The organism is Microcoleus sp. PH2017_24_DOB_U_A (genome assembly GCF_020738205.1).
Classification (GTDB): domain Bacteria; phylum Cyanobacteriota; class Cyanobacteriia; order Cyanobacteriales; family Microcoleaceae; genus Microcoleus.
Genome location: NZ_JAEQCT010000077.1, coordinates 25237 through 31266 on the forward strand (window position 1 = coordinate 25237; position 6030 = coordinate 31266).

The following is a 6030-nucleotide window of genomic DNA, read 5'->3' on the forward strand; positions in this document are numbered from 1 at the left end:
CCCGACCTTGAATACTCATAAAAAACTAGGTTTTTTTAGTATTTATATGCAAGTCCTAGTTATCTTACAACACAAAGAGCCGAAGATATAGCAGTCGCTAAGGTGCTTTGGTCACTGAGCGTAGTCGAAGTAGGCATTTCGACCCTTCGACTACGCTCACATAAGTAGGTTGGGTTTAAGAATGAGCCCTCCGCTTCGCCCAACACCTTCTTCTAGTTGATGTTGGGCGGAGCGTTTAGCGGAGGGTTCTCTTCGTTCAACCCAACCTACAGATCTAACTACGGATATTATTAAGAAATAGGTGTAACTGTAGTGCTTATATTTCCAATTGCACCTACACCTAAAACTGTAAACCTCCCTTCCGTAGCAAATGTCGAACCTGCAAAAGCAGTATCAATTGCTTGTACGCTCCAGTAATAAGTACCTGGTTTAAGATTTTTCATCGTCCAATTTGTGTTTTGATTGACATTGCCCATTTGAACTACTTTACGGGTTCCATTGCTATTAGCCATCGGAGACATAATATCTGAATCTCCAGGAGTTGTTCCTACTCGCAGGTTATAAGTCAAACCTGCTTGCGGTGTTTCAGCATCAGTAGCAGGACTCCAGTTTAGGCTGACAGAATTGCCATTAACTGAAGAGATCAGTCCAGCAGGTGTTACCGGAACACTATTTACAGTTAAAAGGTTGTTTCTGTAAACTTTGGTACTAGCAGAGGGAGAACCCAAGCGATTGCCAGCTAAAAGCAGATCCAAGTCGCGATCGTTGTCATAGTCTCCCCAACTTACTGAACTGCCAAAAACTCCTTGTAAGTTGGTACTAATATCGGTAAACCTGCCGCCATCATTGCGGTAGAGTTTTGAGATTCTGGATGGCGAAGCACCTGTCAAAAGAATATCTAAGTCCCCGTCATTATCGTAATCTCCCCAATCTACAGAGCTATAATAAGCTCCCTGCAAGCCCGCTTGAATCTCCGTGAAACTGCCAGCATCATTGCGATAAATCTTAGCAACCGGAGATGAATTGCTCGGCGTTAAACCAGTCAAAAGTACATCTAGATCGCCGTCATTGTCATAGTCTCCCCAAGCTGCATCACCCGAAAAAACGCCCGTTAATGGCGCACCTATATCTGTGAAACTGCCATTATCGTTGCGATAAATCTTAGAGATATCTGCTGAAACTGAACCATCAGAATTACCAGTTATGAGAATATCGAGATCTCCATCTTTGTCGTAGTCACCCCAATCTGTTGAACCCTGCCAAACTCCCTGTAAATTTGCGGCTGTATCTGTAAAACTACCGCTGTCATTACGGTAGACCTTCGCAATCTTAACCGAGGAACCAGAAATAATGGCACCACCTGTCAGAAGTATATCGAGATCGCCATCATTATCGTAATCTCCCCAATTTGCTGAACTATTCCAAACTCCTTGCAAGTTAGCACTGACATCCGTAAAATTACCGCCATCGTTCCGATAAACTTTCGAGACTGGGTTTGAGGCATTATCCAAACCTGTTAGCAGAATATCGAGATCGCCATCTCTGTCATAATCTCCCCAATCAATCGAACTATTCTTAACTCCACTCAAAGCAGCATTAACATCTGTAAAGTTGCCGCTATCGTTTCGGTAAACTTTGGCTACAGAATTCGGACCGTTTGTGCCTGTCACCAAAATATCTAGATCGCTATCGTTATCGTAATCTCCCCAAGCTGCCGAACTGTAGAAAACTCCTTCCAAAGTAGCATTAATGTCGGTAAATAGTTCTGTGGATGCTGGATTAGCTGCGATCGCAATTCCTTGAGAAAACTCCGAAGTGTTATTATTTGCGTCAGTAGCAGTAGCAGTAATAAATTGACCGATGGGAACAGCCAACGGTAAATTAATGGCGACAGCCGCATTACCACTGCTATCAGTCGTTACATTTTGGAATCCAAGGAACTTCTCTCCTTCTCCATAGCCACCACCACCTAAACCAGAGTCATCTAAAACCTTGTTAGAGAAAAACTCTACTCTGAATGTAGTATTGGGAGTGCTATTTATCTTACCTTTAATAGCCGTATTCCCATTGCTAGAGATAGCAGAAGTCAGCTCAGGAAAATTCTGGAAGTTGTTAAAACCTGTATCGCTATCTCCTAAATCATTCACGGTCAATCCATTATCTCCCAGATCGATTCCTAAGCGATCGCTCCCAGAAATAGAATTAGATAGAATAGCATTGCCAGTTGAGCCATCACCTCTAAGATAGACACCGTTTTTACCGTTACCGAATATCAAGTTTGATACCCCAACTGCTGTCCCACCAATAGTGTTGTTAGAGGCACCCAAAATAACAATACCACCATTTGTATTTCCCAATTTTTGAGTACCCGTGAGATCGCTACCGATATAGTTGCCTTGAATGAGGTTATTGCTAGCATTTGCTCCCTCAATGTAAATGCCAAGGCTATCGTTACCAGAAATGACGTTTCGGGCTTTAACCGTTTGACCGCCAATAATATTATTAGAAGACCAAACTGATATGCCACTATAGCCGTTACCTAAATCTTGAGTACCAGTTACATCAGTACCGATGAAATTTCCTTCAATGATGTTGCCGCCATTATCACGCAATCTGATAGCATCAACACCAAAACGGTTAATTGTTAATCCTCTAACCGTACTGTTGCCAGCAGTGATATACAAACCATCCACTGGTACATTACTGCCATCTAATTCTATTACTGGTCGAGTTGAATATCCCGGCTGACTGGTTCCATCAATAATCACTGAATCGGTAATCCGCGGCAGTGGCGATAGCGGCCGAATGGTAAAAGCGTTGTTGCTGGTGTTGTAACCAGGATCTGTAGGAGGAACTTTGAATATAACTGTATCCTTGCCCGGATTGCTATTAGCCCAATTTAAAACTTCTCGCAAACTTCCTGGCCCGCTGTCTTTGGTATTGGTAACAACATTGGGTGACTCGTCTAGTTCCAATCCGTAAAGATTGAGCTTCCAACTATTCCAATTACCTTTCAATTCGTTGCCACTTTTATCAATAACTTGCAACTTCCATTCACCTTTTGATAACTCACCCCAGTGTCGGACTGAAATAAATTTCCACTCTTTTGAATCTGGCGATAATCTATCGCTAGTGTTTGATTTTGGGATATCAGGCATGGTATTTGCCAATACTGATTCAGTGCCATCTGATGAAATTAGTTTCACTGTAAAGTCACGCCACTCGGGATGCTCAGCAGCAAGAATTACTTCTGCTGTTTCGATAATAATATTCTTGGTAATTGTAGTCTTAGCTTCTATTCCTGCTACACTACCATCAGGAATCGCTTTCATCACATTCTCCAAGTCAGAAGTCACTAAAACTTGCTTTCCTACAGGTGTCCAATTAACCGCAGCTTTAACCGCAGCGGCGGCATCAATCGCACCAAAGCCTTGTTCGTAACTCACCCAAAATCCTGCTTTATTCTGCTCCCATTTGGGTTTCCCTTCGCTATCTTTGCCATTGAGGTCATTTTTCTGAGCCGTCTTGGCTAAAATATGTTGCTCATCACGCACAGTTAGTTTAGGATTAGCTTCCAGCATCAAAGCGATCGCTCCAGAAATCACAGGCGCGGCCCCAGAAGTTCCTCCAAAATCGTCATCATAGCCACCAGAGCCATTTTCAAAAATATCTGTTGTGGTAATCCCTTGTGCGTTATTAGGATCGTTATTGTCGGAGGATGCTGAAATGAAAATTGCCGAGCCGGGTGTACTGTAAGTGGTGTGATTTCCTGCTCGATCGATTGCACCTACCGCTATCGCATTACGGGAACTACCAAAACTATTATAATTGACATTCCCGTTAAAGTTCCCTTCATTCCCACCCGCAAATACATAGGTATTTCCCAACCCATTTCGACCTTTGGTAACTCCTGTTTGCAAGGCTTGCAGAGCTAAAGGTTGCCGCCTCATGTATTCAGGACCCCAACTGTTATTAAAAATATCGATCGACTGATTGCGATTAGATTGTCCCGGTTGTGTCTGAGGATCGAATAAAGCATCAGCAATCTGTTTTCCTAAAGGGTCAGCCTCGTAATTTAGTGGCTCTGTATTACCAAATAGTCGCAGCCCTGCTAATTTCGATTCAGGAGCTACACCCATAATCCCTTTACTGTTTTCACTGGCTGCTGCAATTCCTGCAACCGCAGTTCCGTGAGGGTTAGCAGTGTTAATTTGTAATGTCCAGCGTTTCAAAAGTTCTTGGCTAAGCTGGCGCATTTCGTCTGCATCATACTCATCGGGGTTGGGATTCTTAATTTCTAATTGCCAATTCCCGCCCGCATAACTCCCATAAAATTGACCTTGATTTAGATTGAAACTTTGAGAGCTACTTCCAGTCAATTTTAGCGGAACTTTTTGCGAAAACTTCAGATCGTCCAGACCGGGCCACCACCATCTTGCAGGAGAAATAGGGCGTCGATAGAAAAGGCTGAACGCAGATTTGTCAGGACTGTAGAGAGACACTTGCAACTCTTCAATTTTTGGTAAATTAGGTGGTAGAGATTGACTGAAATCGAAGGTAGCCTGAATATCTTTTACCATCCCTGTCAAATTTACAGGAAGAGAGAAGTTAATACTATTCCAACCATTTACTTTTGGTTGTGAAAGATTGGCTGTAAAGCCCTTTGTGGATGTTGGCGATGGATCGCTATCTTTATCAGTAAAATCCCAACTCAAATTAGGGTTGTACCGGCTTGCTAAATCTGGGTGCTTGTATTCCAAGCCATCATCCACAATTGCAATAGTCGTACCCCTTCCCCGCACTGTTTGAGAAGTTGCAGGATTAATTACATCCCAAGCTGCGGGGAGATTCGCGTTTTTTAAATTCCACTGGTCTTTGTATAAAGTTTCCTTCGGCTCGTACAACAAATTTAATTTGACAGGAACCTGCGGGTAAGCATATTCTACTCCTCCGATTGTTGCTAGCTGAGCCTCCACCTCTTTCGGATTTCTTCCCTGTGGAAATTCCCAGATAAAAGTGTTGGGAATGTGGCCGGTATCTCCCCGATCGATCGCCCCAATTCTAGCTGCTAATTCTTGGGAAGACTGTCCGGGTGTCAGCCATACAACCCATTCCTTTGTTTCTGCTAAAGCTTCTGGCGGATAACTGTCGATATTTGCAGCACCAACGATCGCCAATCTGACTTCATCAGACAACCCATCTGCACCCGGATCGCTAATCAGCGCAAACCTTTCACTCGCAACCGGGCTAGCACCACCTGCTTTATCATAGGCGATCGCCGATAATTGATAGCGCCCCGGTGCTAAACCGCTCAAATTATCACTAAAGTTAAATCGGCCGAACCCATCACTGTCAGTGGTAAATTCAGTAACATCATTAGCGATTTCAATTTTCTCGCCGCCTTCTTTTTGAAACCAGAAATCGACTTTAGCAATATCGCTGACTCCTTCTGTATCAAAAACCTTAGCGCCACTAAAGCTAATTTTTTCACCCTTGGTATAGAGAGGTAAAGTTCTAAATTGTAAATCCCCCGGCGCACTATTGACTAATAAAGTGCTGCTCGTTTCATTGCTAGCTGCACCCGATTTGTCATAGCCGATCGCCCTCAAGCGATATCTACCCGCCGATAACCCACTCAACGTGTAATTAAAAGTTGCCCAACGATTGTCGGAACTATCGGGAGTAAAAGTAGTAACATCATTAATATCCGTCCATTCTCCCCCATCTTTCTGCAACCAAAAATCTACTTTGGCTAAATTATCAGCTCCATTAGCATCAAAAATTTTGCCATTTGTTAGCGGAATTGCCTCATTGGGTTTAGCAATATTTGGCAGGCTAAATTGCAAGTTTTCTGGCGATCGGTTAACCGGAGTTGGAGTTGGCGGTGTTGGAGTTGGAGTTGGCGGTGTCGGAGTTGGGGTTGGCGTAACTGTAGCTTCTTTGACAATAAAGCTTTTGAGTACCGTCTCGCTGGTAGCGCCTGCTTTGTCATAGGCGATCGCCTTTACCTCATACTCCCCTGCACTTAAA

Annotated in this window: 1 protein-coding gene; it reads right to left on the reverse strand. The window is 43.5% G+C overall.

Annotated features, from left to right (window positions below; translation table 11 throughout):
• Positions 1-290: 290 nt before the first annotated feature.
• A partial coding sequence (locus JGK07_RS21675) for a S8 family serine peptidase (RefSeq protein WP_293242860.1) occupies positions 291-6030 on the reverse strand: 5740 nt, incomplete at its 5' end.